The following is a 25,507-nucleotide window of genomic DNA, read 5'->3' on the forward strand; positions in this document are numbered from 1 at the left end:
TAAGAATAGATCCTGATCCCGATGTAAAATCGGGACAGGATGACGCATAAAATATAGATATGAAAGTTGTTTCCTTTTTACCTGCCGCTACAAAAATGATTTACGATATGGGCCTGCAAGAATACCTGCATGGCGTAACATTCGAATGTCCTAAAGAGGCCGCAGATCAACCAAAAGTTGTACGTTGCATATTAGAAGGCAAAAACTATTCGAGTATAGAAATTGACCGGATCTTTTCGGCATCAAAAGCACAAGGCAAAAGTTTGTATTGGGTAGATGATGCATTGCTGGAAAGCATCGCACCCGATGTGGTTTTCACGCAAGATATATGCGAGGTGTGCAACATCGATACTGTTTGTACCAAAACAGCCGTAATGAAGCTTAGTAAGCAGCCAACACTGGTACCCTTATCGCCAAATAACTTGCAGGATGTTTTCGAATGCGCCATTACCATTGCCAGGGCTTTAGGAAAGGAAGAGGTAGCATTAAACTATCTGGCAGGCCTGCAAAAGAAAACAGATTATATTTTAGATCAGCTAAGGGCAAACCGTGCACCATTAAAAAGAATTATGCTCATGGAGTGGATCGAACCGATCTACAATTGTGGACATTGGATTCCTTTTCAGATTGCAGCAGCTGGTGGCGTTGATATGTTGTCTAATCCTGGTGGCGACTCTATTGTAACCCAGTGGGATAAAATCCTGAAATATAACCCAGAGGTTTTGGTCATTGCACCATGTGGTTTTGATATGAAAAGAAGCATGGAAGAAATGGAGCTGTTAACTTCAAAACCAGGCTGGAACAATCTTGAAGCTGTAAAAAACAATCAGGTTTATATTGCCGATTTTGATATGTTTACCCAACCGAGCGTAGGTACACTGGTTGAAGGCATAGAAGCTTTAGCCTGTATGTTCCACCCGGAGATATTTATGGCAGACGAAAACATAGCCAAAAAATTCATCAACCACAGTCAATCTCTGAAATCATTTAAATCTGTGTAATCATATATATGAAATTAGTTGTTTTAACAGGAGCAGGGATCAGTGCCGAAAGTGGCTTAAAAACATTTAGGGATTCTGATGGATTATGGGAAGGATATAATGTTTATGATGTAGCCACCCCAGAAGCCTGGGAGCGAAATCCTGAATTGGTGCAAGAATTTTATAATGAAAGAAGAAGACAGGTTTTAGCTGCAAAACCCAATCTGGCCCACCATGTGCTTGCCGAGCTGGAAAAAGACTACGACGTTGAAATTATTACCCAAAACATCGATGATTTACACGAAAGGGCAGGCTCTACCAAAGTTACCCATCTTCATGGCGTAATCACCAAATCACAATCAGATAGAAAAGCAGATTTAACCTATCCCATCGTTGGTTCAGAAATCAAAATGGGCGAGCTTTGCGAGTTGGGTTCTCAACTCAGGCCACATGTAGTTTGGTTTGGCGAAGCTGTACCCATGATAGAAGTAGCAGCTAAACTCTGCAAACAGGCCGACTTGTTTGTACTTATCGGAACTTCATTGGCCGTTTATCCGGCAGCTGGCTTAATTGATTTTGTCCCTTCCTTTGTCGATAAATACATTATCGATCCAAGAACACCCGATGTAAAACGTTATAAAAACGTGATCAACATTGAGAAAAACGCTGTAGAAGGTATTACAGAATTAAAAGAAATATTAGCCAATGCCAGATAAAAAGCTTTGCATTTTTAATTGGAGCGGTGGTAAAGACAGTACATTGGCCTTACACTATGCCCTACAAGATCCTACTATCGAAATCCGTTACCTGATTACTACAGTTACCGAAAAATACAACCGTGTTTCGATGCATGGCGTTAGAGAAGCTTTATTAATTAAACAAGCTGAAAGTATTGGTATTCCACTGTATCAGATCCGTTTGGGCGAAATGCCCGATATGGAAACCTACGACAGTACCATGAAGCATCATCTTTCTAAATTTAAAGAGGAAGGTATTACCCATTCTATTTTTGGTGATATCTTTTTAGCGGATTTACGTACTTATCGCGAAAACAAATTAGCAGAAATTGGACTTAAGGCTATTTTCCCGCTTTGGAAAAAAGATACACAACATTTAATTGAAGAATTCCTAAACCTGAACTATAAAACCATCATTGTTTGCACACAACAAAATCTCGAAAATTTTTGTGGAAAAGTAATCAGTCTTGATTTAATCAGGCAACTTCCTTCTCATATTGATCCTTGCGGAGAAAATGGAGAATTTCATACTTTTGCATTTGAAGGACCAATTTTCAAGAATAAAATAACTTTCACCATCGGAGAGAAGGTATTCAGAACTTATAACGCACCAAGTAAAACAACGGGCAATGATGATTCACCTTGCTCAACCACAGCCCTTTCTGGCTTTTGGTATATAGATTTATTGGAATAATTTTTCTATTTAAAACATTTTGGCATCATTTTTTCTTTAGTATTGGTAATTAACTAAATCACACATCATATTGAAACCTGTTTAGTGAGGTTAGGTAGCTAAACAAGCGTCATATTAAAATTAAGAGTTATGAAAAAGATATTGGTAGTAATCGCATTAAGTTCTTCAGTTTTATTTGCTTGTAACAATAAGGCAAAAGAAGAAGCAGCATTAAAACAACAACAGGCCGAAAAACAATTGGCAATTAAAGCAGTTAAAGATAGTTTAAGATTAGATAGCTTTAAAAAAGCCGAAGTGGCCAAAGCAGAACAGGCAAAAGAAGCTAAACACCAGGCAGAATTAGCTGCAGCAAGAAGAGCAAGCTCATCTAGATCTTATGCAAGCTCAGGTGGTGGTTCTAGCAGTGCTTACGGTGGCACACAACCAACAGCTAAGAAAAAAGGTTGGAGCGATGCAGCCAAGGGCGCAGTTATTGGTGGCGCAGCAGGAGCCGTTGGTGGTGCTTTAATCGATAAGAAAAAAGGTAGAGGTGCCATTATCGGTGGATTAGTTGGAGCTGGTGGCGGTTATTTAATCGGTAGAGGTGAAGACAGAAAATCTGGCCGTGTGCAACCTAAAAACTAAAAAAGGTTTTTAAAAGATATGAAGTCCCGATTTACATCGGGACTTTTTTTTGTTTTTACCTGTCCCTGGTCGTCATGCTGACCTGTAGCGCAGCGGAAAGCTACGGAGTAAATTTATTTCAGCATCTTTCTAATCATTAAATACATTCAAGAAAAATTGTATATACCATATAAAATTCGATTGTATTTTTATGCTTAATATAAAATGATCGATATATTTAACAAAAAAAAGAAGCAATGACAGATATCAATACTACCGCAGATAAAGGACAGATCCAACACTTCGTAATGTTCTGGTTAAAACCTCAACTAACCAAAACCGAGATCGCAGATTTCGCCAACTTCTTCGAAAGTTTAAAACCTATAAAATATATTAAAACGTTAAATTATGGTTTAGCAGCTGGTACACCTGTACGCCCTGTTACCGATAACTCTTTTACCTATTCGCTCACCATTACCTTTGCCAACATTGCAGATCATAATGCTTATCAGGAAGATAAAGTGCATTTAGATGCTGTAGAAAAATTCTCTAACAACTGGTACAGGGTTGTGGTGCACGATACGGTGATTGCTCAATAAGCTTTAGCCAGGGAACCACAGATTAACTCAGGAGATTTCTTTCTGTCGTCATCCTGAACTTGTTTCAGGATCTTTTAAAGCGCAGATAATAGAATAAGGTAATTTAGCCACGAAACAATAAGTACTTCATTCGTCATCCTCAGGGAATGACAATATGACTTAAGATATGATAATCCTCAAGATATCGTCATTCCCAACTTGATCGGGAACCACGTAGTGCTTCATAAATGCTTTTAAAGAGAAGAAAGTTTATGAATAAAGTAATGCCGTAAACTTTAAGATTCCCGCATGCGCGAGAATGACGACCGTTCATAGAATCTGCCAATGGCAGCGAAAGATCTTTCAATAATGAAAAATAGAATATATAAATGCGTTCAGATGAATTCTTCTGAACGCATTTTTTATTTATCGATCTGAACGTAGCGAAGAATCTTTCAGTTAAGTTCAAATATTTCTCTCCCTAAAATTCGGGACTACGTTACAGTCGAAATGACGACTTATCGCAAACCTCCCATTTATTTGGCAAAATAAGCACTAAGAATTATATTTTGTCTTAACATTTAAAAATCAATATATCAATAAGTTATATTTATCCACCTAAACAAAAAGTAATACTCAATATCTCATTTACCGTCAAAAATGCCATAAAATTCAGAATATAATTCTGAAAATTAATAAAACAAACTAATAATCAAATAGTTACAAACACAACATAACTAATACTGATGCCTGTTATAGGCCGCTGTAAAATCAGAACGCATGAGTTTAAATCGCGCTACTACTGTTTGAATAAATTCTTCATCAATAATTTCAAACACATCATTAACACCACCTCCACTCAAATCAAGTTCTGCAAGTTTATAACTTTGCTCAAAGGTACCCTGCTCAAACTTTACAATGTATTTTTGATTCATCGAAAAAATGGTAATCTTACATTCCGGGTGCGGAAGTTCTGCTACTACTCTCATTTATTTTTTATTTTTATTTACAATTTCAACAGATATACCATTAAGCGTGCCCCAGCTATCCACAATCGAGAAACGGGCAAACAACTCTTCCTTGTACCATTCGCGTTCTCTGGTAAGTTTAATCACGTCCGAATGATCAAAAGATTTATAAGCATAGTTTTTCATACTATCCGCATCGGCCCAGACCGAAAAGGTGGCCTGATCGAAAAATGGATTTTCGCCAATACCTGCCGACAAGATAAAGCCTGGGGCTGTACGCATGGCATCAGCTGCTCTTTTAATATTCCGTCTAAATTCTTTCAACTTGTTAAATTTAATCGCTGCCCTTGTAATTACAGCAATCTTACCCGTATGGGCATTACCTATTTTACCAGGCTTAAATGGCTCTACTGCTGACCATAATCCATGGCTAGATAAAGGCTTTAATAAGATGGTAAAACTTTCTATTCCAAAGAAACCAAACCATTTCAGCACAAAAGAATGGCGATAAAAATTATCACAATCGTTCCGGTTATCCCAGGTAGTGAGCACAGCCCAATGCTTATAGTCAGGAGCTAAATCTACCCGGGCATCTTTTCCGCTGCCCATTAACTTCCAGAACCTGCAGCGCTTATTTAACCATAATGGTAATCGTAAAACAGCCATCCCTACAAATGCAAAAGGAATGGTAAAGCCACGGAATTTGGTAATGGTTAAGGCTACAATCATAAACTCACGGTTAATGATGCCAAAACTAGTGATTTTAAGAATAGGTTATCATTCAAATTTTCGTCATTAAATCCACAACTAGCCTACATCTCACAAATCATAATTAACTTTGATTATAGAAAATAAAAAATGGCAGAAGACTTAACCATCACTAGAAATACATCAAAGGAAGAGCAATATCAATCGATTATTCCCCAGATAGACGCTTTACTTTATGGCGAAACAGATTTTATTGCAAACCTTGCAAATGTTGCAGCAGCACTTAAAGAACAGTTTAATTGGTTCTGGGTAGGTTTCTACCTGGTAAAACAAGAAGAATTGGTATTAGGCCCATTTCAAGGTCCGGTAGCCTGTACGCGGATAAAAAAAGGAAAAGGGGTATGTGGGGCATCCTGGCAACAAGCAGAAACCATTATCGTTCCGGATGTTGACGAATTCCCAGGCCACATTGCCTGTGCATCTGCTTCTAAATCGGAAATTGTTTTACCACTGATTGTTAATGGTGAAGTGATAGGCGTTCTAGATGTAGACAGCGAAGTGTTAAACAAATTTGATGAAACAGATAAAACTTATTTAGAGCAAGTTATATCAATTATATTAAACAGATAGTTAAGATAAGGTATTGAAACTAAGAGAAGAATATTATCTGAATGAAGACGTGGTAAGCCTGGCTAAAGATCTGTTAGGCAAAATACTCTATACCAAAATTGATAACGAAATTACCGCAGGCATCATCGTTGAAACCGAAGCTTATTTTGGCATAAAGGACAAAGCGTCGCATGCTTATGGCGGCCGCAGAACCAACCGAACAGAAACCATGTATGGCAATGGAGGTATCGCTTATGTATACCTTTGTTATGGCATGCACAACCTCTTCAATATTGTAAGTTCTAAAGAAAACGATCCACATGCTGTTTTAATCAGGGGTATAGAACCTTTGATCGGCATCGACATTATTGAGCAAAGAAGAAATATGCCACATACAAAGGGTGCTATTTCGGCTGGCCCCGGCTCTGCCGCAAAAGCACTGGGAATAGACAAAACTTTTAACGCCAAAAATCTCACTGGAGATGAAATCTGGATCGAAGACCATGCTATCCGCTATAAAGATGAAGATATTGCTGCTACACCACGTGTAGGCATTGCATACGCAAAAGAGCATGCTTTATTACCATGGCGATTCTTTGTAAAAGGCAACAAATATGTAAGTAAACCAAATAAGGTTTAATTAACGTAAACCTTTTAGCGTACTTCCTGTTTTTCATTATAAACAGTTGAAAAGATGAAAAACGAGAAAAACATAGCCATCCTTAAGGAAATGGCAGAAAGCGTACGCACCTGTATCTTCACCACACTTTCCTCAGGAGGCGAATTCGGAAGCAGACCGATGGGTACCGCAAAAATTGAAGACGACGGGAGTTTATGGTTTTACACCAATGAATACTCACCTAAATCAAAAGAAATTTCTAAAGAAAACAATGTTCTGTTAGCCTATAGCGATCCATCCAACAATACCTACCTTACAGTTAAAGGTAAGGCCGAACTGGTAGATGATAAAGTACGCAAAGAAGCTTATTTTTCTCCGTTTATCAAGGCATGGTTCCCGGATGGAATAGAAGACCCAAGATTAATCCTGATTAAAGTTATCCCAGAAGAGGCTGAATACTGGGATGCTTCAGCATCTAAAATAGTCGTACTATTCAGTATGTTAAAAGCAGTAGTGACCGGTGATACACCCAATTTAGGCAAACATGATACCATAAAATTTTAATTTCATTGCACAAATTGAAAGCAGGCTTGGGAACAATACCTGCTTTTTTGTAATATTGAGGCAATGAATTTTGAAAACAACTTATTATTCGCACAAACACAAGACGAAACTGATCAGCTTCGTGATTTCAGGTCTCAGTTCTTATTCCCAAACCACAATGGAAAAGATTTTATTTACCTGTGCGGCAATTCATTAGGACTTCAACCTAAAGTTGCCAGTGAGGTTTTAAAGGGCCAGCTTAACAACTGGGCCAACTATGCAGTAGAAGGCTGGTTTGATGGAAACGAACCCTGGATGTTCTACCACAAGGCACTTAAAAAGTTAATGGCCCCGATTGTTGGCGCACTACCATCGGAAGTGTGCCCGATGAATACCTTAACTGTAAACCTCCATTTGTTAATGGTCAGCTTTTATCAACCTAAAGGCAAGCGCTTTAAAATCATTATGGAGGGCGGTGCGTTCCCATCCGATCAATACGCAATAGAAAGCCAGGTAAGATTTCACGGTTTCGACCCAAGAGAAGCGATTATAGAGGTTTTCCCTAAAGAGGGCGAAGAAACACTCTGTACCGAAGATATCTTAGCTAAAATCAAAGAACACAGGGATGAAATCGCTTTGGTGTTATTTGGCGGAATAAATTATTACACCGGACAATGGTACGATATGGAAACCATTACAAAGGCAGGGCATGAAATCGGCGCAATTGTAGGCTGGGATTTGGCACATGCCGCAGGTAATGTTCCTGTAAAGCTTCACGATTGGGATGTTGATTTTGCCTGCTGGTGCTCGTACAAATATCAAAATTCAGGCCCTGGAGGAATAAGCGGAATCTTTGTTCACGAAAAACATTTCAGCAATACAGAATTGAACCGCTTTGCAGGATGGTGGGGTTACCAGGAAAGTAAACGTTTTAAAATGGAAAAAGGCTTTATTCCAGAAGCTGGAGCAGACGGATGGCAGGTAAGTTGCACACAGGTAATGCCAATGGCTTTATACCATGCTTCGCTCCAGATTTTCGAACAAGCAGGCTTTATAGAACCATTAAGAAATAAAAGTATTGCTTTAACTGCATATCTTGAATTTATTATAAATGAAGTAAATAAGGAGTTAGGCGTAATGCAATATAAAATCATCACACCTAAAGTGGCTAAAGATAGGGGTGCGCAGTTATCCATCATCGCTCAACAAAATGGCAAACAGATTTTTGATGGCTTAATGGCAAATCACATACTTGGCGATTGGCGCGAACCTGATGTAATCCGCTTAAGCGCAGTGCCACTTTATAACTCCTTCGAAGATGTTTATTTGGCCGGACAGGCACTTTTAAAAGTAAGTAAAGCTGTTTTACGATAAGAAGAAAAGGTTCATCAAATAAAAAAGCAAGAAAATGATTAATTACAACCCTAAAGATTGGAGTACCTTCATTTTTCATATCCACAAAAGTGATACCTTTAGAAAGCTGTGGCCATTAATGCTTGCAGTAGCTATTTTTTCGGGCCTGGTGGCATTTGCAGAACTCAATTTTTTTCAACTTTCTAAAAGCAGCTATGTTACCAATATCGGTATGATGCACAGCTTACTGGGCTTTGTATTATCCATGCTGCTGGTTTTCAGAACAAATACAGCATACGATAGGTGGTGGGAAGGAAGAAAATTGTTGGGATCGTTAACCAATGTGAGCCGCAACCTGGCCATGAAAATAAAAGCACTTAAATTAACAGAGGAGGATGTCCGTTTTTTCGAATACGGCATTCCAAAATATGCTTTTGCCTTAAAAGAACATTTACGCGAAAGAATGTATTTTGGTAAAAATAGCCTTTTGATAGAGGTTGAAGAAGGTAAACATATACCAAACCAGATTGCAGGAAGCTTAATTAACAGGTTATATGAACTACTCGAAAAAGGCGCTATTTCGCAGGAACAATTTATTGTGCTTTCTAGCGATTTTAATCAATTTACCGATATCTGTGGCGCTTGCGAGCGCATCAAAAACACACCAATCCCATATTCATACAGTGCTTTTATCAAAAAATTTATCTTTATTTACGTCATTACTTTACCTATTGGATGGGTATTCAGTTTAGGTTATTTTGTGGTACCGATTGTTCCCTTTATCCTCTATGTATTAGCGAGTTTGGAGCTGATAGCTGAAGAAATAGAGAACCCATTTGGAGAAGATGCCAACGACCTTCCTGTGGACCAGATTTGCACGAACATTGAAAAACACGTGGAGGAAATTTTAGGCTGATGATTAAAATTGCCTGGCATCCACTCTACGCACACCCTTTACCCGAAGGGCACCGTTTTCCGATGCTAAAATATGAGTTGATACCCGAACAGCTTTTACATGAAGGAACTATAACACAACAGAATTTATTTAGCCCGGAACCAGCTTCGGAAGATATTATACTCCTGACTCATGAAAAAACATATTGGGAACAGCTTAGGGATTTAACACTTTCTGCGAAAGACCAAAGACGGATAGGCTTCCCCTTAAACGCTCAGCTTGTAGAACGTGAGCTGCGAATTACCCAAGGTACAATTGATGCAGCCCACTTCGCAATGGGTAACGGAATTGCCTTTAATGTAGCAGGTGGCACGCATCATGCAGGCAGCAATTGGGGCGAAGGTTTTTGTTTATTAAACGATCAATCAATCGCTGCTAATTACTTGTTAAATAATAATTTAGCTAAACGTATCTTAATTATCGATTTAGATGTACATCAGGGTAATGGCACGGCAGAAATCTTTCAAAATGAGCCAAGGGTATTCACTTTTTCGATGCATGGCGATAAAAATTTTCCTTTCAGAAAAGAAATTTCAAGTTTGGATGTTCCTTTAGATGATGGCGTGCAGGATGAAGAATATTTATCAGTTTTAGACATCAATTTAAAGAAGGCATTCGAAGGGGCCAAACCTGATTTTGTATTTTACCTATCGGGGGTTGATGTGCTTGCTACCGATAAGCTAGGCAAATTGGCATTAAGCAAAGCCGCGTGTAAAGAACGCGACAGAATGGTGCTACAGGCCTGTAAAGATAAAAATCTGCCTGTGCAAGTAAGTATGGGCGGCGGCTATTCCATCGATATCAGAGATATTGTAGATGCGCATTGCAATACCTACCGCCTGGCTTTTGATTTATTTGGATAAGCCCACCCACAAAACCATAATATCCTTATCTTCGCGGCCATATGTTGGAGATTATTTATCAGGACGAAAACCTAATTGCAATTAACAAACCTCATGGGCTATTGGTACATCAATCTTCCATTGCCAGAGATGCCACAGAATTCGCGCTTCAGCTACTAAGAGATCAGGTTGGCAAACATGTTAGTCCGGTACATAGGCTAGACAGGAAGACGAGCGGTATATTATTATTTGCTTTCGACAAAGCATCTGAAATTGCTATGCATCAGCAATTTATGAATACAGAAACCGATAAAAAATATCTGGCTATCCTGCGTGGTTTCACACCCGATGCAATGGACATCGATTATCCATTGGCCAAAGAAAACGGAACGATGCAAGATGCTTTCACCTCGTTTAGAACACTGCAAAGGGCAGAGGTAGCCGTAGCTTTTGGTAAACACCCAACCTCACGGTATTCATTGGTAGAAGCCACACCTAAAACCGGGAGGATGCATCAACTGAGAAGACACTTTAGCCATATCTTACATCCAATTATTGGCGATAGGACACATGGCTGTAACAAGCAGAACAAATTCTTTAAGGATCAATGGAATATGACCACCATGTTACTCCATGCCTCTGAGTTAGCATTCACTCATCCCATCACGAAAGAAAAAATCCATTTAAAAGCCGGTTTACACGATGAGTTTAAAAGAGTGATGGATTTCATGAAAATGGAACCCTAGCACAATTTTTGTCATCAAAATCTGTTTATATAGCATCTATGATTAAATACTTACGTTTTACACTTCCAGTTTTAGCGCTTTTTGCAGCCAGTTGTTCTTCTGTTTATATGCCAAACGTACCAAATACCCCCATGTTAAGCAAACAGGGCGAATTTAGTGGCGGTGCACACATCTCTTTAAAAGGCAATGCCAGTGTAAATGGTGCTTATGCCGTTTCTGATCATATTGGAGTGCTTTTTAGTGGTTCCAGAATGAATAGTGAAAGAAAAAGCAAAGATTTCGGGCATAAACTTATTGAAATCGGAGGAGGATACTTTGATACTTTTGGTCCGGATAACAACCGGATTATTGAAGTCTACGCAGGCGTAGGGAAGGGATGGAGTGATATTACCTTCCGCGACTATAAAGACGATATCCTCATTAGCAGCGAACTGCAGGAAGTAGATTACCGGAAAACATTCTTACAGGTTAATTACAGTTCGAAAAAGAAAAACAACCTGCGTTTATTCGGAACAGATTTCCCAATTAACTATGGTACAGCATTGAGGATTAGCCATATTAAGATGGATAGGTTCTTTTTAAACGGTATTGTGCAGCCTAAGGAGGATAATATTTTCTTTGAACCTGTTTTCTTTACGCGTATGGCGCTCAGCAAAACTTTTCAACTACAATACACCACCAGCAGTAATATTGGCTTAAAGAACCGCAAATACATGTCTGCCGGCAATTCTATCTTCACCATTGGTGTTGTGGTTAATGTTGGGGGTAAATAACGAATATTTCGTCAATGCGAATGCAATGGAGAGAATATAAGTAAAGGTCCTTCGACAGGCTCAGGATGACACCACAAATAATTAATTTTAGCTAGGTGATTCAATCCACCAATTCAAAAAAGATTTGTCAGTCTGAGCCTGTCGAAGACCACTAGCAAAGATTCTTCGCTTTGCTCAGAATGACAATTACCTACCAAAGCCCTTGTTTTATTCTGAAAACGCCTAGGTAATAGGATAGAATCCGTTAATTTTTCTCCTATTTGTAGTTTTTTCTATCAATAACAGGTATCATTTGCACAAACCTTTCATTATAAACCCGATAGCAGTGGATGCCGATTCTTCATCGGCTGGAACGAATAGCGGGACCACTGCATCCCATGAAACACTGGCGTTCATTTCCAAAACCTAATGGCGCTGAAAAGGTAATTCATTTTGATTTTCGCAAAATAAATTAACCACTAGCAAAGCAGCCATTAAAAATTATAACGCACCTACCTTCAGCGCCTTCGTTTTATTCTGAAAACGCATAAACAATAGGATAGAAGCCGTTAACAATCCCAGGGTTAGCCCATACCAAATGCCATTAACGCCTAAGTTAAAATGAAACCCCAATACATAACCAATTGGAATACCAACTACCCAATAGGCCAAAAAGGTAATAAACGTTGGAATATTAACATCACCTACACCACGTAAAACACCTAAACCAACCACCTGTGTGCCATCAAACAGCTGAAAAAAGCCAGCAATAATCAATAATTGGGCTGCAATGGGAATAACAGCGGCATCCTCCGTATAAATGAAAGGCATGATGTTATTGGCCAAAACAAAAATCACTGCAGTAACAGACATAAACAACAAAATAACATGGTAGCTGGCTATGGCAGATTTACGCAAGTCGTCGAAATTTTTCTTACCAAAGTTATTTCCTGTCTTGATGGTAGCCGCCGAAGCTACACCACTGGCAATCATATAGGTCATGGCGGCTAAACTAATCGCAATTTGATGCGCAGCCTGTTCTACCGCACCAATTGTGCCGATAAGCACGGCAGCACCGCTAAAAGCACTGATTTCGAAAGAATATTGCATAGCAACAGGCATTCCAATTTTAGCAATCTTAATCGCCCTTATTTTATCAAAAAAAGTAGCTTTAAAACTGATCAGGTATTTTTTGAAATGCTGAGAACGCAATACATAAAAACACATTACCGTGGCCATTAAAATCCTGTCGATCAAAGTACTTAAACCTACACCGCTAACACCCATCGATTTAATACCGAACATACCTTTAACGAAAATGATTCCTAAAATGATGTTGATGGCATTTCCCCAGATAGAAACAAACATGGCTTGTTTGGTAAAGCCTAAACCTTCAGCAAACTGTTTAAAAGTCTGGAAAATCAATAAAGGTATAATCGAAACAGATAAAAGATTCAGATAAGGTTTTGCGTAACGCACTACTTCGGGTGTTTGTTCGAGGTTATCGATCACAAAAAATATCCCCAATTGAACCAGTACATATAAAAATATACCCACACAGATATTAATCATTAAACTGTTTGATAAAAGCTTTCCGCATTCATCATAATTCTGACGACCGTTTTCCTGTGCAATAAGTGGCGTTAAGCCATAGGAGATACCTAAGCCAATTACCAGAATAAGCATAAAAATACTATTCACCAATGAAACAGCAGCCAATTGGACGGTATCTGTAAAATGGCCCACGATAATACTATCGGCCATATGAACCAAGGTCTGACCAACTTGAGAACCTACAATTGGTAGTGCCAAATGAAGATTTTCTTTATAATACGGTTTATACTTGGTGTAAATTTTAGAAAACATAGGGTTGCAAAGGTCGGATTTTTAAGCCTCAAAAAGTAGAAGTAATAAAAAGTTAATGTTTTGTTTTACAAAGGCGATCGTCATGCTGCCCTGTAACGAAGTGGAAAGCTACGAAGTAAACCGAGCCTTAAGCGAGCTCACCGCAGGTAATTTATTTTACAAGTAGATTTAGTTTTCAATTTCCTTATAGCTACTAAGTGGTCAGCACCTTTCCTGTTAGTTTTTTATATAATTAAAACGCGGGTAAAATAGATCCTGAAACAGGTTCAGGATGACGACCATCGATAACAAGCACCTTATCTCACCGCTGTAAAATATTCTTCTTTTTCTGAAGTATGCGATTTGATCACATTGGTTAATATTAAATTAACCAGGACTTTTTGTGCCTTACGGTAAGAACTGCGCAATAGTTTGCTAAACTCTTTCAGCGTAATTTTTTCGTTTTCTTCCAGGTATTCGAGCAGTTTTTTTTCATTTTCAGAATAGGAGATGAGCACTCCATTGTTTTTATATTCCTGTTTCAACACTTCCAAAATAATCCGGCTGGCCAATACACTTTTATCGTCGATACGGATATAAGCCCACCATTTTTTTTGATCATCGAGTGCATAGTGCGGCTTTGTATCACTTTCAGGAATATTAACTACCAATACCAATTTATCATCCACATAAATTTCTTCGAAGTAAGGTTCAATTGCCGGTTTACAGAACTGATGTGCAGCAGTTAAAATCATGTATTTCTCTTCTTCCTCTGATTTTACCCCTTTAATGGATCCATCATCAGCTACACCAATCAATAGTTTACCACCTTTGTTATTGGCAAAAGCAACCAGACTCTTGGCAATTTTCTCGGTATTGGTAATGGTTTTCTTAAAATCGAGCATAACACCTTCGCCCTGCAAAATTAAACTCTTAATACTCGGCATAATCTAAAAAATTAGTAAGCAACTCTAGGGGTTTCGCCCTGATGCAGGTTTCGGATATATACTTCATTCATCACAGTAGCACACAGCTCGCCATCCTTATTGGTAATTTCCATCGGGTAGGCCTTTACAAACTTCCCAACGGTTTTTAGTGCCTGTTCTGCTTCATTCAACATCTCATCAGTTACTGTTATGGTAAAATATAATGTAGAACGACCGGGCTTTAAATATTGTATAGAAGCACTTTTTAGCCAAACACGAACTTTAAAGCCTCGGCGCTGCATTAACTGATCGAACAATAAGGCATAAAACGGATCAGTAGCGGCATAAATAGTGCCACCAAAAATAGAACCGTTATAATTTTTATTTAAAAAGCTCTTGCTTAGCTTAACCGTACAGCTTCTAAATTCATTTTCAAATTTCTGAACCCAAATGCGTTGAAAAAATAGGGGTGGGTAAAAACGCATTACCCATTTCAGGGTGTTTTGAGAAATAATCATATTCACTAATATCAGAAAGTTTTATCACCTTTTAAAGTTTTGAAGATCTTGTTTTAGTAATATTTCCGTAAATTAGAATTATGCATGTTTATGATACCATTACCGACGCTTTAACAGATTTAGACAGTCGTGGTTATAATTTAGATTTCAATTTAACGGCAGAAAGTTTAGCATGTAAATCAGTCAATATATTCCTGAAGCCTGAAGAATTTGAAATTGATGAAGTATACCGTTTCGAAGGAATGACCGACCCTGCAGATAGCTCTGTTGTTTATGCCATTTCATCAAACGCCGGAAATTTAAAAGGGGTATTGGTAGATGGTTATGGCGTATATGCTGAAAATATATCGCCAGAATTGCTGAATAAGTTAAAGATCCATCATGAATAATACTTTTATTTTGTTTAGTAATGAACTGATAATCAATATAATCGACAAAAAATAAGCAATATGAAATAAAAAAAATTAAAACCAAATGATTATAAGGTTGTTAGGTTGATAGATAACAATAAAAACTATGAAAAAAATAATCTTAAGTCTTGCTTTTGCGGGTTCTCTTATGATAGCCACATCAGCATGCAATTCGTCTAAAAATATGGCTGGTTCTTCAGACAGTACTGCGACGGATTCTACAAAAGTAATGGATACGACTAAAACGATGCCAGACACAACATCAAAAAAACTGCCTGACACCACCAAAATGCCACCTGATACCACAAAAAAAAATCCTCCTATGTAGGAATGTAAAAGCCACTCTAAAACAAGAGTGGCTTTTATTTTAAAAATCTATTTTAAATATTTGTGTTATTGCGTACTTTCAGCGTCTAAACCAAATAATTAAATGGATCTTCAAGCAAAAGCAAACAACCGTAATGTAATTTTCTTACTTATTGTAGCTGCCCTGGGTTACTTCGTAGACATTTACGATCTTGTTTTATTCTCTGTTGTTCGTGTTCAAAGTTTAACTGAAATTGGTGTTTCCCAGGCAAATATGCAATCTGATGGCTTCCTGATCATCAATTCTCAAATGTTCGGTCTACTTTTAGGTGGAATTTTATGGGGGGTACTGGGCGATAAACTTGGAAGGATCAAAGTTCTTTTTGGTTCAATCCTTTTATATTCACTGGCCAATATTGCTAATGGCTTTGTTACATCGGTTAACAGCTACGCCATCATCAGGTTTATTGCTGGTATAGGTTTAGCAGGAGAACTTGGCGCAGGGATTACTTTGGTTGCTGAAACCATGGATAAAGAAAAACGTGGTTATGGAACCATGATCGTAGGTGCCGTAGGTTTATTGGGTGCGGCTGTTGCTGCAACTGTAGCAGCCGAATTTACCTGGCAAACCTCGTACTTTGTAGGTGGCGGAATGGGCTTGGTACTACTTTTATTGCGTGTTGGCACTTTCGAGTCGGGCATGTTTAAACACGCCGCTAACCAAACAGAAGTATCAAAAGGAAATATCTTTATGCTGTTTAACAATTGGAAGCGTTTTTCGAAATACCTCTATTGTATCTTAATCGGTATTCCATTGTGGTTTGTAGTGGGGATCCTGGTTACCTTAGCGCCAGAGTTTGGTAAAGCTTTAGGCGCAGCAGAACCACTAAAAGCAGGTACAGGCATTATGTTTACCTATTTTGGAATTGCAATAGGCGATGTGGTTACAGGTTTACTCTCTCAGGTATTAAAGTCGAGAAAAAAAACAGTCTTTATTTTCCATTTGCTTTCTGTTGCGAGTGTAGTTGTTTATTTAACCAGTTTCGGCTTAACGGGTAGCAATTTCATCTGGATCTGCTTGTTTATGGGCTTCTCTGTAGGTTATTGGGCCACATTTGTTACCATTGCATCAGAACAATTTGGTACAAATATAAGGGCTACTGTAACCACAACTGCTCCTAATTTTGTTAGGGGTGCATTAATTCCTATTACATTCTTATTCGAATTTTTAACCCATAAATACGGATTAATTACTGCCGGATATTTAGTAATGGGAATCTTAACCCTGATTGCGATGTTTGGTTTGAGCCAGCTAAAAGAAAGTTTCAACAAAGATTTAGATTATCTGGAAGAATAAAAGACTCTTGACTTCAGATTAAGGACTCAAACCCAATGTCAATAAAATGTACTATCTAAACATAAATCAATATAGCTGCCTGAATAGCTTTAAATTTGTATGGAAATAGAAAGAGCCATCATGTTTAAAGAAGAAGTAGCAGAACGGTATAAGCAAATTCAGGATGAAATTTGCAGGGGATTGGAAATTGCCGATGGCAAAGGTAAATTTGAAGAGGAACTTTGGGAGCGAAACGGTGGGGGAGGCGGACGCACCCGGATTATGCAGAATGGTGCAATTATCGAAAAAGGTGGCGTAAATTTCTCTGCGGTACATGGAAAATTACCCGAAGCCGTAAAAAAAGCCTTTAATGTAAGTGAAGATGATTTTTTTGCTACTGGCGTTTCAATTGTGATTCATCCAAATCATCCTTTGGTTCCGATCATTCACATGAATATCCGTTATTTCGAACTGAACGAAGAAACGCGCTGGTTTGGCGGTGGCATCGATTTAACACCACACTACGTGTTCGAAAATGATGCTCGTTTTTTTCACCATAAACTAAAACAGGCTTGCGACGATTTCAGCACTGAATTTTATCCAAAATTCAAAACACACGCCGATGATTATTTCTTTATTAAACACCGTGAAGAAACCCGTGGTATTGGTGGTATTTTTTACGATCGATTAAAACCGGAAAACACCAATTTATCATGGGAGCAGATTTTAGATTTCTCCATTAATATAGGTGAAACATTTTTACCAATTTATACTGAACTGATTGATCGTAACCGCGATAAAGAATATACCGAAGCACAGAAACAATGGCAATATCAGCGCCGTAGCCGCTATGTAGAGTTTAATTTAGTTTACGATTCCGGAACAAAATTCGGCTTAGAAACCAACGGACGGATCGAGTCTATTTTAATGAGCTTGCCACCACAGGCAAACTGGGGTTATAATGTTCAGCCAGAAGTTAATTCAGCTGAATACAAAACCCAACAGCTGCTTAAAAAAGGAATCAACTGGATCTAAATCGAAACTACCAAGCAACCGTTAGAGTTTCATTTTGAGTCAACTATTTAGTTTTCGCTGAGTATTTTCTTTCCGATCAAAAAATAAATTAAAGAACCGAAAAGTGGTAAGAACAATACTACGTTGGTCCACATCCATTTTTGGCGTCTTTTGCTGTATGGAAATTTCGAAATGTCTAAAATAACGTAAATGTTTACCAACATAATAAGCATTACGACAATAGCGAGAATTATTAAATAAGCGTTCATACGTAAATATAGTCAATTTTAAAACAAGGTTAAAGATGGTGCCACCTCATGAAAGCCAGCTTTTAGTTTTCCAAGCCTGAAATCGTTTACCAGGTTGTGAGCCAGACGTGTTGGTTCAGGGATACGATAATTTCGAACAGATTTTTTAATGACATGCAAACTTTCTTCCTGCGTAATTAAGTGGCCTGCCGAAATATAAACGGGTGCACAATTAATTTTTGTCCGCAGTGCAAAGCCAAGCATTTCACCAGTATTATTTTTAATTTCTGCAGTGCTCAATCTGACATTTTCCGGTTGATGATTTTTTCCATGCAAAAGACTTTTTGCACAGCCAATTGTGCTATGATTTGCCAATATTCCAAAATGCGAAGCAACCCCCATACGGCGTGGATGCAAAATTCCATTTCCGTCAAGCACTACAACATCCGGTTTATTGGAAATCAATTCCCAAACTTTCAATAATGCCGGAACTTCTTTAAATCCTAAAAACCCTGCTTTATAAGGAAAACTCGTTTCGTAAGTTTCTAATGCAAATGATTTTAAAACCATTCCAGGATAACTTAAGATCACAATCCCGGCATACATGGTGGTGCTGTTCTTATTAAAAGAAATATCTGCGCCAGCGATGGTTTGGATTTTACCTACCGGTTGGAACTTTAACTGTTTGGCTAATTCAATTTGGTAAGCGGCCGCTTCGTCGAAATTATAATGATCGTACATATGTGAAGTACAAATTTGGAGATAAATTGTTTTTTTACTAGCATACAACCAAGGAAAGACATTCTGCACCAATTGTGAAGAATTTATTTTCTCAAGCCTGCTCCCTTCGTCATCTATTTAACTAAATTGGTCTATAGAAGTAAAAAAAACCAAATTATTCTAGCCCACATTCAATGGTCACAACATCTTTTGTAATAGCTAAAATTATCTGTGCCATATTAATCTATCTTTTTACCCGACGATTGGGCAGAAACTATAAGCGTGGCTATGGGATCGTAACATATTCAGAGAATGAGGAAATGCAAGAAAGTGTAGAGAAAATAGTTGCAATGGATTTTATAGAAAATTCGGATAAAATTGCACTCCTTAAAGTTGCCGATAACAATAGATTGTTTATAGAAATTTGTGATGCTAAATGCAATCACCAAGAAAATATCAGTTTAGTGGATGAAATTTTCATTGATTATAAATTCAATAAGTTTCAATGTTTACCAGATCGTCATTTTTATTTTAATATGTCTAGTTTCCAAGCTGAAAAGTGGAATAAATGGCATTTAAGGATTGATTTTTCCGGAAATATAATAGAGAAAGTTATTGATGATTTGGAGGAGAAATACAATTATTCATACGACAGAAATTTGGTTTTTTTTGATACGAGGAAGTTCAAAGAAATTAACCTGATTAATTTCTTTGATGTCTTTTTTGAAGAAGATAGTTTTAATTATAATCGCATTAGTATGGGAGATCCTGTAGATTTATTTTTCTCATCAGACCACAAGCACATCGGCCTAGGCTTTTTTTTTAAAGATGAAGAAATACCACGGGGAAATTTTTCTACTTTTAATATAAAAGATTGTGAAAATCCGGAATTAATATCTTCTTTGAAAATTGATAATTATGGCAATGATATTAAATTCAGTAATGATAATACTCGAATTGTGTATTGGCGCTGGGAAAGCCAGGATAAAAAAGGATTTCTAATTCAATATGTAATACTAAAGGTTCAGGGATTTTCCATTATGGAAGAAAACAAAATCAATATCAAGTATGGCCTTAATTTTTCCGCCAATAATTATTTTTTAATTAACCAAACCATAGTGAAAGAAGATTATAACAAATTCAGAATTCATCATATTGAAACGAATGAAAATAAAATTATTCAACGTGATGATCATTCTCCTTATTGTACCAATGAAAACAGCTTAGTTTATCTCTATAATCATCAGTTGGAAAAATTAAGTTTTTCCAAGTAATATGAGATCAAAGGTAAAATATTGTAAAACATAAATTCGTCTTATAATTAATATTATGTTAAGTTGTATTTTTGAACACTGTCCTATCCTCATCAAATTCTCTATAAATTATAGTTCCTGAAGTTTGCGGTTAAGTTCCTGTACTTTGTTTGTTGCGCCTTTTTTGTTGTAGATATCGATCAGCAACTGTACAGTTTTTTTATCGTTCGGATTAATTTCATTCGCGCGCTGCAAAGCAAACTGTGCACGATTGATCAGGCCTTTATATTTTTCAGTTTTATCAGCATCATTTTTGCTCAGGGTTTCATTGGCTGTATTGATGTAAGCCAAACTCAACTGATACAATGCATCAAAATAATTTTGATCTGTAGATAAAGCTTTATCATAAGCCAAAATTGCGGTAGCATTATTTCCACCAACTTGTTGCAGGTAACCATAAAGAAAATAAAGCAGCTTGTTTCCTTTTTCTACTTTTAAATTGTTTTCAATTAATCCCTGGGCTTTACTATAATTCTCGGTATCAAGTAACAGGTTAATATAATCGTTTGTTAAAAAGCGATTGAACGGATTAAGCACAAGTCCATCCTCCAAAGTTTTAATAGCGGTTTCATTTTCTGATTTCACTACATACATCTGCGCCATTTTCTGAAAAACCGATGGATTTCTAATCCCGTTTTCTTTTGCACGTTTAAAATAGGTTAAAGATTCGTCGTAAGATTGAATATTTAATGCGCAAATTGCTGTATTTAACGCCAATGTGGTATCTGCAGGAAAATTATCACATACTTCTTTCAAATCAGCAAATGCTTCTTTAAAATCATTATTAAAAAAAGCTTCACTACCTTTTTCCTGTTTTTTGATGAGGATATTGTGATTAGAGGCTTTAATAAGACCGCCATTATCATCATAACGATCTAAAGATTTGGCTTTTGCCACCGCTTCAACGGCTGAATCATAAAATTTATTCGCATTATTGGGATCAGTATCAATTAATGAAGCGAAAGAAGTAAGATAAGATTTTATAGACCAGGTTTCACTCCAGTTTTTAGTTTTATTATCTTTCTCAGCTGATTCTATCGATTTTAAGCCTTCTGTAATAATCGACAACTGCTTTTTTTCATCTTCTTTATTGGCAATTGAAGCTTGTAGTTTACCAACAGCATTTCTGGCGATAAGAATTTGACTTTTTTGCGCTACAGCATTAAAAGAAACGAAAATTAAAGCGGTTAATGATATTTTAAGGCAATTCTGCATAATATAAAAATGTGGTAAAACCGTAATAAACGATAAAAATAAACATAAAAAAAAGAGCTCCGAAATTTCAGAGCTCTTTTTTTAGATCGATCAATAATTATTGTTTAGGCAATGCGTCTAAACGTTTCTTGATATCTTCGTAATTTTTAGTATCATTTCTAAAAGCATAGATCGTTTTCAAGGTTTCTAATGCGCCTTGATTTTTAGCATCAACCTCAAGTGCTTTTTTGTAAAAAGGAAGAGATTTATCTAACAACGCATTCATTTTACCTGTTACTTCGTTAAACTCTTTCACTTTTTTAGGATCGATTTTATTTCTATCGGCCTGTAATTTTAAAGCCTGACTGAAATAAATGTTGCCCAATAAAACCTGATAGTTAGGGTTGTTTGGCTCTTTTGCAGCTAAAGCAACTAACATCTGTTCAGATTTGGCTGCATCACCCCTATCAATATAAATCTGGGTTTCAGTTTTAATCCAGTCGGTATTTTCAGGGAATTTAGCAGAAGCTTCTTTAATAACGGCCAAAGCAGCTGTTGTATCTTTTTGTTTAGCTAATGTGGTTGTGATAATCTCAGAATATAAATCTTTAGACTGTGGAGAATTCAAAGAAATTACTTTTTTGAATTGGCTGATCATGTTTGGATAATCCTCATTAAGCCTGGCCGCAATACCTGCATTTAGATACATAGCGGTATCGTTTGGATTGATTACTGTTGCTGCCACGAATTTTGCGTAAGCAGTTTTGTAGTCTTTTTTATTGTAAGCAATTACACCGCCATTTCTAACTGCATTGCTAATATTGGTTTCAGCTAAATTAATATTATCTTTTTCACTCCCTTTTGTATCCAATTTCTTGGCTTCAACAACCGCATCCTGAGCAATTTTTAAGTTTGCATCAGCATTTGCAGTACTTGTTGAATCAAGAATAGCTGCAGAAGAGGCAAATAAAGCGCGGTACGACCATGCTTCGGGCATTACTTTAGATTTTTCATCGGCAATTGCTTTGTCGGTATGGGCCAAGCCTTTCGCTAACGCTTCAAGCTTTTTTGCCAACGGAGTTGTAGCACTTGAAGAAGTTAGCTGGAATAAACCCCAGTCGTTTTTTGCCGCGGTTATTTCACTTTTCTGAGCAAATGCAGAGCTTACCGCACCTGCTAGAACTATACTTAGAAATACTCTTTTCATAATTTTTATTCTAATCTTATTTTTAGTTTAATTTTCTTCTTCCGCTTCGTTATCTGAATCAGTCTCTTCTTCAGTATCATCAGCTTCTGGAGTAGTATCTGCTTCTACTTCTTCCCCGTCTGTAACTACAACATCTGTTAAATCTACTGTTTCTTCTTCATCTTCTTCGTGATCAATTTTAGTAACTGATGCAATCTCGTCGTCACCTTTTAATGAGATCAAACGAACACCTTGCGTGGCACGGCCCATTACCCTCAATGCTGATACCGGAATTCTGATTACAATACCTGAACGGTTAATGATCATCAAATCTTCGCTATCTGTAACGTCTTTAATCGAAACTAATTGTCCGGTTTTTTCAGTAACATTAATTGTTTTTACCCCTTTACCACCACGGTTAGTTACACGGTAATCTTCAATATCGGTACGTTTACCGTATCCTTTTTCTGATACTACTAACACCGTAACTTCAGGATTGTTTACAGCAATCATGCCAACAACTTCATCCTGATCGTGTGCAAGCCTAACACCACGTACGCCGGTAGCAGTTCTGCCCATCGGACGAACCGTACTTTCGTTGAAACGGATTGCCCTACCAGAACGCAATGCCATTACAATTTCGCTTTGTCCGTTAGTTAAACAAGCTTCTAACAATACATCACCATCATTAATGTTGATGGCATTAATACCATTTACACGTGGACGTGAATAAGCTTCAAGAGAAGTTTTCTTAATGGTACCTTTTTTAGTACACATAATAATGAAATTGTTCTCTAAGTATTCCTGATCTTTCAGGTTTTTAACCTTAATATAGGCTTTAATTTTTTCCTCTTTCGGGATATTGATAATGTTCTGGATCGCTCTTCCTTTACTGGTTCGCGAACCTTCAGGAATTTCGTAAACCCTCAACCAGAAACACCTTCCGGCTTCGGTAAAGAACAGCATATAATTGTGAGCAGTAGCCACCAGCATGTGCTCAATAAAATCTTCATTTCTTGAGGTACTGCCTTTTGATCCTTTACCGCCTCTGCCCTGTGCCTTAAACTCAGTTGCTGGAGTACGTTTTACGTAACCCTCGTGAGAGATGGTGATTACCACTTCTTCATCATCGATGAAATCTTCCATACTCATATCTTCGGCTGAGTGAACGATAGTTGTTCTACGCTCATCACCAAATTTCTGACGGATTTCTGCTAACTCATCTTTGATGATCTGCATGCGTAAACCTTCATCTGCTAAGATAGATTTTAAATGCTCGATGGTTTTCATTAACTCTGCATACTCTTCTTTGATCTTATCACGCTCTAGTCCTGTTAAACGACGAAGCGTCATATCCAAAATCGCACGTGCCTGAATATCACTCAGTCCGAATTTTTCCATCAAACCTAAACGGGCATCTTCAGGGGTTTCGGAAGCACGGATTAATTTAATTACTTCATCTAAATGATCTAAAGCAATTAAATAACCTTCTAAAATGTGTGCACGTTTTTCTGCTTCTGCCAATTCGTAACGGGTACGGCGAACAATTACATCATGGCGGTGATCCACAAAATGCACAATCAAATCTTTAAGATTTAACATTTGTGGACGGCCTTTTACCAATGCAATGTTGTTTACACTGAAAGAAGTTTGTAATGCGGTATACTTATATAAGTTGTTTAAAACGATAGAAGCATTTGCATCACGTTTAATTTCGTAAACGATGCGGATACCATCTTTATTTGATTCGTCTTTAATGTTCGAAATGCCTTCAAGTTTTTTCTCGCCAACCAATTCAGCAGTACGCTCAATCATCTGTGCTTTGTTAACCTGGTAAGGAATTTCGGTAACAATAATTACCTCGCGGTCTTTAATGCTCTCGATTTCGGCTTTTGCACGCATTACAATACGGCCGCGACCTGTTTCGAAAGCTTCTTTTACACCCGTATAACCATAAATAATACCACCGGTAGGGAAATCAGGTGCTTTTACAAACTTCATCAACTCCTCGATCGTAATATCTCTATTGTCGATATAGCTTACCACACCATCAATTACTTCGGTTAAGTTGTGAGGTGCCATATTGGTGGCCATACCTACTGCAATACCGGACGATCCGTTAACCAATAAGTTAGGGATTTTTGCAGGTAACACGGTTGGTTCTTGTAAGGTATCATCAAAGTTTAACTGAAAATCTACAGTATCTTTATTGATATCGGCAAGCATCTCTTCAGCTATTTTCGAAAAACGTGCCTCCGTATAACGCATTGCAGCCGGAGAGTCGCCATCAATATGACCAAAGTTTCCTTGTCCATCAACCATTGGATAACGTAAGCTCCAATCCTGAGCCATACGGACCATAGTGAAATATACAGATGCATCACCATGTGGGTGATACTTACCTAAAACCTCCCCTACAATACGGGCAGATTTTTTATGTGGTTTATTACTGGTTACACCAAGATCGAGCATGCCATATAAAACACGGCGGTGTACCGGTTTCAATCCATCACGTACATCAGGCAAAGCCCTCGATACAATTACCGACATTGAGTAATCAATGTAGGCCGATTTCATCTGCTCCTCTATATTAATTTGAATGATTTTGTCGTTCTGCTGATTTTCTAAATCTTCTGCCATAAATTATTATTCTCGCTACTTAAAACGATATTAAAAAAGGGTATTACTATAACCTTGCGAATTTAACAAAATTTAGGCGAATTAAGGCATTGTGGAAAAGTTTTGACCTTGGTTATAGGTTTTTTAATCCTGACGAAATTTTAATTTACTGAAGGCCAGTTTAA

General features: G+C 37.5%; 28 protein-coding genes. 18 read left to right on the forward strand and 10 right to left on the reverse strand.

Going from position 1 to position 25,507, the window contains the following annotated elements:
* Positions 1-59 precede the first annotated feature (59 nt).
* From ACN9MR_RS10605 to ACN9MR_RS10625, 5 genes are all read left to right on the forward strand, one after another.
* Positions 60-1,001, forward strand: a complete 942-nt coding sequence (locus ACN9MR_RS10605) for an ABC transporter substrate-binding protein (RefSeq protein WP_426329662.1) — start codon at positions 60-62, stop codon at positions 999-1,001.
* Between the two features lie 8 nt (positions 1,002-1,009).
* Positions 1,010-1,696 carry an SIR2 family NAD-dependent protein deacylase gene (locus ACN9MR_RS10610; protein ID WP_426329663.1) on the forward strand — a complete coding sequence of 229 codons (687 nt, stop codon included), beginning with the start codon at positions 1,010-1,012 and terminating at the stop codon, positions 1,694-1,696.
* Complete coding sequence (locus ACN9MR_RS10615; protein ID WP_426329664.1) at positions 1,686-2,411, forward strand: diphthine--ammonia ligase; 726 nt, start codon at positions 1,686-1,688, stop codon at positions 2,409-2,411. The genes ACN9MR_RS10610 and ACN9MR_RS10615 overlap by 11 nt, the downstream gene beginning before the upstream one ends.
* 129 nt (positions 2,412-2,540) lie before the next feature.
* Positions 2,541-3,035, forward strand: coding sequence for a YMGG-like glycine zipper-containing protein (locus ACN9MR_RS10620; protein WP_426329665.1), 495 nt, complete (start codon positions 2,541-2,543; stop codon positions 3,033-3,035).
* Positions 3,036-3,271: 236 nt separating this feature from the next.
* A complete protein-coding gene (locus ACN9MR_RS10625; protein ID WP_426329666.1) occupies positions 3,272-3,613 on the forward strand; it encodes a Dabb family protein in 342 nt (113 codons plus the stop codon).
* Positions 3,614-4,329: 716 nt separating this feature from the next.
* Here ACN9MR_RS10625 and ACN9MR_RS10630 read toward each other — a convergent pair.
* Entirely contained in the window at positions 4,330-4,581 is a 252-nt protein-coding gene (locus ACN9MR_RS10630; protein ID WP_057934688.1) for a hypothetical protein, read from the reverse strand.
* Complete coding sequence (locus ACN9MR_RS10635; protein ID WP_426329667.1) at positions 4,582-5,289, reverse strand: DUF3291 domain-containing protein; 708 nt, start codon at positions 5,287-5,289, stop codon at positions 4,582-4,584.
* Between the two features lie 129 nt (positions 5,290-5,418).
* Here ACN9MR_RS10635 and ACN9MR_RS10640 point away from each other — a divergent pair, with 129 nt between their 5' ends.
* The 8 genes from ACN9MR_RS10640 (at position 5,419) to ACN9MR_RS10675 (ending at position 11,708) form a co-directional block, all read left to right on the forward strand.
* On the forward strand, positions 5,419-5,898 hold the full coding sequence (locus tag ACN9MR_RS10640; RefSeq protein WP_426329668.1) for a GAF domain-containing protein: 480 nt from the start codon (positions 5,419-5,421) through the stop codon (positions 5,896-5,898).
* A gap of 13 nt (positions 5,899-5,911) precedes the next feature.
* On the forward strand, positions 5,912-6,517 hold the full coding sequence (locus ACN9MR_RS10645; protein ID WP_426329669.1) for a DNA-3-methyladenine glycosylase: 606 nt from the start codon (positions 5,912-5,914) through the stop codon (positions 6,515-6,517).
* A gap of 54 nt (positions 6,518-6,571) precedes the next feature.
* Entirely contained in the window at positions 6,572-7,060 is a 489-nt protein-coding gene (locus ACN9MR_RS10650) for a pyridoxamine 5'-phosphate oxidase family protein (RefSeq protein ID WP_426329670.1), read from the forward strand.
* 63 nt (positions 7,061-7,123) lie between these two features.
* Positions 7,124-8,413, forward strand: a complete 1,290-nt coding sequence (gene kynU / locus ACN9MR_RS10655; RefSeq protein ID WP_426329671.1) for a kynureninase — start codon at positions 7,124-7,126, stop codon at positions 8,411-8,413.
* Positions 8,414-8,447: 34 nt separating this feature from the next.
* Positions 8,448-9,308 carry a bestrophin family protein gene (locus ACN9MR_RS10660; RefSeq protein ID WP_426329672.1) on the forward strand — a complete coding sequence of 287 codons (861 nt, stop codon included), beginning with the start codon at positions 8,448-8,450 and terminating at the stop codon, positions 9,306-9,308.
* Positions 9,308-10,210: a histone deacetylase family protein gene (locus ACN9MR_RS10665; RefSeq protein ID WP_426329673.1), complete on the forward strand. Its 903-nt coding sequence runs from the start codon at positions 9,308-9,310 to the stop codon at positions 10,208-10,210. The genes ACN9MR_RS10660 and ACN9MR_RS10665 overlap by 1 nt, the downstream gene beginning before the upstream one ends.
* Positions 10,211-10,251: 41 nt before the next feature.
* Positions 10,252-10,935, forward strand: coding sequence for a pseudouridine synthase (locus tag ACN9MR_RS10670; protein ID WP_426329674.1), 684 nt, complete (start codon positions 10,252-10,254; stop codon positions 10,933-10,935).
* 38 nt (positions 10,936-10,973) lie between these two features.
* Entirely contained in the window at positions 10,974-11,708 is a 735-nt protein-coding gene (locus ACN9MR_RS10675) for a hypothetical protein (RefSeq protein ID WP_108198676.1), read from the forward strand.
* A 480-nt stretch (positions 11,709-12,188) separates the two neighbouring features.
* Here the strand turns inward: ACN9MR_RS10675 and ACN9MR_RS10680 are convergent, their stop codons facing one another.
* The 3 genes from ACN9MR_RS10680 to ACN9MR_RS10690 all read right to left on the reverse strand — a co-directional run bounded on the left by ACN9MR_RS10680 (position 12,189) and on the right by ACN9MR_RS10690 (position 14,976).
* Positions 12,189-13,553 (reverse strand): MATE family efflux transporter, encoded by a 1,365-nt coding sequence (locus tag ACN9MR_RS10680; RefSeq protein WP_426329675.1) that lies wholly within the window; start codon positions 13,551-13,553, stop codon positions 12,189-12,191.
* A gap of 296 nt (positions 13,554-13,849) precedes the next feature.
* Positions 13,850-14,479, reverse strand: coding sequence for an AlbA family DNA-binding domain-containing protein (locus tag ACN9MR_RS10685; protein WP_230141197.1), 630 nt, complete (start codon positions 14,477-14,479; stop codon positions 13,850-13,852).
* Positions 14,480-14,490: 11 nt separating this feature from the next.
* Entirely contained in the window at positions 14,491-14,976 is a 486-nt protein-coding gene (locus tag ACN9MR_RS10690; RefSeq protein WP_108198671.1) for a DUF4442 domain-containing protein, read from the reverse strand.
* Positions 14,977-15,056: 80 nt separating this feature from the next.
* Between ACN9MR_RS10690 and ACN9MR_RS10695 the strand changes: the two genes are divergently transcribed.
* The 4 genes from ACN9MR_RS10695 to hemF all read left to right on the forward strand — a co-directional run bounded on the left by ACN9MR_RS10695 (position 15,057) and on the right by hemF (position 18,063).
* Entirely contained in the window at positions 15,057-15,365 is a 309-nt protein-coding gene (locus tag ACN9MR_RS10695; protein WP_426329676.1) for a phosphoribosylpyrophosphate synthetase, read from the forward strand.
* 127 nt (positions 15,366-15,492) lie between these two features.
* Entirely contained in the window at positions 15,493-15,714 is a 222-nt protein-coding gene (locus ACN9MR_RS10700) for a coproporphyrinogen III oxidase (protein WP_426329677.1), read from the forward strand.
* A gap of 102 nt (positions 15,715-15,816) precedes the next feature.
* Positions 15,817-17,049, forward strand: a complete 1,233-nt coding sequence (locus tag ACN9MR_RS10705) for an MFS transporter (protein WP_426329678.1) — start codon at positions 15,817-15,819, stop codon at positions 17,047-17,049.
* Between the two features lie 99 nt (positions 17,050-17,148).
* Positions 17,149-18,063 (forward strand): oxygen-dependent coproporphyrinogen oxidase, encoded by a 915-nt coding sequence (hemF, locus tag ACN9MR_RS10710; protein WP_426329679.1) that lies wholly within the window; start codon positions 17,149-17,151, stop codon positions 18,061-18,063.
* A 47-nt stretch (positions 18,064-18,110) separates the two neighbouring features.
* Here the strand turns inward: hemF and ACN9MR_RS10715 are convergent, their stop codons facing one another.
* Together ACN9MR_RS10715 and ACN9MR_RS10720 are read right to left on the reverse strand one after the other, a co-directional pair.
* Positions 18,111-18,311 (reverse strand): PLDc N-terminal domain-containing protein, encoded by a 201-nt coding sequence (locus tag ACN9MR_RS10715; RefSeq protein ID WP_426329680.1) that lies wholly within the window; start codon positions 18,309-18,311, stop codon positions 18,111-18,113.
* A gap of 18 nt (positions 18,312-18,329) precedes the next feature.
* The gene (locus ACN9MR_RS10720) at positions 18,330-19,031 is read right to left on the reverse strand and encodes an endonuclease V (protein ID WP_426329681.1); all 702 of its coding nucleotides are present in this window, start codon (positions 19,029-19,031) and stop codon (positions 18,330-18,332) included.
* A gap of 173 nt (positions 19,032-19,204) precedes the next feature.
* On the opposite strand from ACN9MR_RS10720, the gene ACN9MR_RS10725 reads away from it, so the two are divergent.
* The gene (locus tag ACN9MR_RS10725; protein ID WP_426329682.1) at positions 19,205-20,284 is read left to right on the forward strand and encodes a hypothetical protein; all 1,080 of its coding nucleotides are present in this window, start codon (positions 19,205-19,207) and stop codon (positions 20,282-20,284) included.
* 108 nt (positions 20,285-20,392) lie between these two features.
* On the opposite strand, the gene ACN9MR_RS10730 is transcribed toward ACN9MR_RS10725, so the two are convergent.
* The 3 genes from ACN9MR_RS10730 to gyrA all read right to left on the reverse strand — a co-directional run bounded on the left by ACN9MR_RS10730 (position 20,393) and on the right by gyrA (position 25,343).
* Complete coding sequence (locus tag ACN9MR_RS10730; protein ID WP_426329683.1) at positions 20,393-21,538, reverse strand: tetratricopeptide repeat protein; 1,146 nt, start codon at positions 21,536-21,538, stop codon at positions 20,393-20,395.
* A 97-nt stretch (positions 21,539-21,635) separates the two neighbouring features.
* Positions 21,636-22,724: a tetratricopeptide repeat protein gene (locus ACN9MR_RS10735; RefSeq protein ID WP_426329684.1), complete on the reverse strand. Its 1,089-nt coding sequence runs from the start codon at positions 22,722-22,724 to the stop codon at positions 21,636-21,638.
* Positions 22,725-22,751: 27 nt separating this feature from the next.
* Positions 22,752-25,343 (reverse strand): DNA gyrase subunit A, encoded by a 2,592-nt coding sequence (gene gyrA, locus ACN9MR_RS10740; RefSeq protein ID WP_426329685.1) that lies wholly within the window; start codon positions 25,341-25,343, stop codon positions 22,752-22,754.
* Positions 25,344-25,507: the final 164 nt, after the last annotated feature.

The sequence above is a fragment of the Pedobacter sp. R-06 genome, assembly GCF_049913135.1.
Taxonomy (GTDB): Bacteria; Bacteroidota; Bacteroidia; order Sphingobacteriales; family Sphingobacteriaceae; genus Pedobacter.